This is a genomic window from Streptomyces sp. NPDC053426, assembly GCF_055585405.1.
Window position 1 is genome coordinate 1 of the sequence record NZ_JBVJKE010000049.1, and the last position, 2,510, is coordinate 2,510.

The following is a 2,510-nucleotide window of genomic DNA, read 5'->3' on the forward strand; positions in this document are numbered from 1 at the left end:
TGCGTTCCGGAACGCCCTTGCGTTACAAGGCGGTCGTGGTCGACAGCGCCGGTCGTACCGCGAGCGACACCGGCACCACCACCGCCGGACAACCGGCCGTTCCCGAGAAGCCGACCGCGAAGCGACACCACGCCGTCGTCCACCACCGGCGCGCCGACGGCGACTACGACGGTCTGCTGCTGCGGACGGCCGACGGTACGACGGCCCGTTTCGCCGGCCGGGACGCCTACGGGGCCTTCGCGTGGATCACCCCCGGCGCCGGCACCGGCGAAATCCGCTTCACCATCGAGAAGGACGGAGTCGCCGACGGACCGGAGCGTGTCTTCGACCTGGCCACGACCGGTGAGGTGTGGACCGAGGAGAACAGCGCGACCGTCCGGAAGGCCAGGCCCACGTCCGCGTACCCGCCGCAGGACCAGGAGAAGGCCGTACTGCACTACCACCGGCCCGACGGCGACTACGACGGCTGGGGCCTGCACACCTGGACGGGGTCCGCCGACCCACCGGAGTGGAACGACCCCGTCCCGCCGGTGCGCGAGGACTCCTTCGGGCTGGTCTTCGAAGTCCCGCTGAGCGAAGGGGCCGCGTCCCTCAGCTACATCCTGCACAAGAAGGAGGAGAAGGACGTCCCCGACGACGAGGCCCTCGACTTCTCCCTGTACGGGCACGAGGTCTGGCGCGTGGCGGGTGACCCCGCCTATCTGACGCCCTCCCCCGGCGGCGCTTTCGCCCTCGACCTCAGCACGACGGAGGCCACCTGGATCGGCGACGACACCGTCGTGTGGGCGGGCGACGGCAGCGGCGTCGCCAGTCAGCAACTGGTGTACGCCACCGAGGGCGACCTCACGATCGACGACGGCGCGCTGTCCGACGAGGGGCAGTGGCTGCGGCTCGTACCGGCCGAGCTGACCGAGGCACAGAGGTCCCGCTTCCCCCAGTACACGGAGTACTCGGCGTTCCGCGTGGATCCGCGGGACCGCGACCGCGTCGGGCAGGCGCTCGAGGCCCGGCTGATCGCCACCCAACGCGCCGACAGCGGGGCCCTGCTGGGCGCCACCGGCGTGCGCATCGAAGGCAACCGACCGGAAGGAACGAGCAAGTGATCGGCTCACTTTCGAACCGAAGGGGCCCAACAGGCCGCAGAAGACGCAGGGGCACCGCAGAAGGCGGAACCGGGCCACGCGCCACGACCGGGGCGGTCGCGGTGAGAGGTCCCGCCTCCGTGGCCGCCGCGGTCGTCGCGGGCGCGCTGCTCGCCACGGCGCTGAGCACACCGCAGGCGGCCGCGAAGCCTCGCCCGCCCCGCCCGCCGTCCGACGCCCGGCTGGCGGCCGAACCGGCCCGCCACGACCTGACCAGGGAGCAGTCCTACTTCCTGCTGCCCGACCGGTTCGCCAACGGTTCCACGGCCAACGACCGCGGAGGGCTCGGCGGCGACCGGACCCGGACGGGCTTCGACCCGACGGACAAGGGTTTCTACCAGGGCGGTGATCTGAGAGGACTGATCAAGAAGCTGGACTACATCAAGGGGCTCGGCACCACCGCCATCTGGATGGCGCCGATCTTCAAGAACAAACCGGTGCAGGGCGGCGGCGAGTCCGCCGGGTACCACGGCTACTGGATCACCGACTTCACCCAGGTCGACCCGCACTTCGGCACCAACGCCGAGCTCGCGGAGCTCATCGACAAGGCACACGCCAAGGGGATGAAGGTCTTCTTCGACGTCATCACCAACCACACCGCCGACACCGTCACGAACACCGAGCAGAAGTACGGTTACCGCTCCAAGGGCGCCTACCCCTACCTCGACACCCAGGGCCGTCCCTTCGACGACAGCTCCCGTATGGGCAAGGTCGACCGGGACAGCTTCCCGTACACCCCCGTGGTGAACGAGGACGAGGCCGGCGTGAAAGTCCCGGCGTGGCTGAACGATCCCACGATGTACCACAACCGTGGCGACTCCACCTTCGCCGGTGAGAGCGGCCTGTACGGCGACCACACCGGGCTCGACGACCTGTGGACCGAGCGGCCGGAGGTCGTCGAGGGCCTGGAGAAGATCTACCAGCGGTGGGTCAGGGACTTCGACGTGGACGGCTTCCGCGTCGACACGGTCCGCAACGTCGACATGCCGTTCTGGACGCAGTGGGCCACCGCGCTCGACGCCTACGCGGCGAAGAGAGGGCGCGAGGACTTCTTCATCTTCGGTGAGACGCTCTCCTCCGACCCGTCCGTCACGGCGCCCTACGTGACCGAGGGCCGGCTCGACGCCACCCTCGACTTCCCGCTGCAGAACGCCATCCGCGGCTACGCCTCACAGGACAAAGCGGCGAGCACCCTCTCCGGTGTCCTGGCCCAGGACTACCGCTACACCACCGACAAGGCCAACGCCTACGAGCAGGTCACCTTCCTCGGCAACCACGACATGGGCCGCATCGGGAGTTTCGTCAGCCAGGACAACCCGGGTGCGAGCGACGCCGAGTTGCTGCGGCGTGACCGGTTCGCGCACGAGC

General features: G+C 69.6%; 2 protein-coding genes. Both read left to right on the top strand.

Going from position 1 to position 2,510, the window contains the following annotated elements; all coding sequences use genetic code 11:
- Positions 1-1,103, top strand: a 1,103-nt coding sequence (locus tag ACZ62B_RS39040) for a pullulanase-associated domain-containing protein (RefSeq protein ID WP_468729137.1), incomplete at its 5' end; no start/stop codon positions are given.
- Between the two features lie 119 nt (positions 1,104-1,222).
- Positions 1,223-2,510: alpha-amylase family glycosyl hydrolase (locus ACZ62B_RS39045; protein ID WP_468729140.1), on the top strand; the 1,288-nt coding region annotated here is incomplete at its 3' end.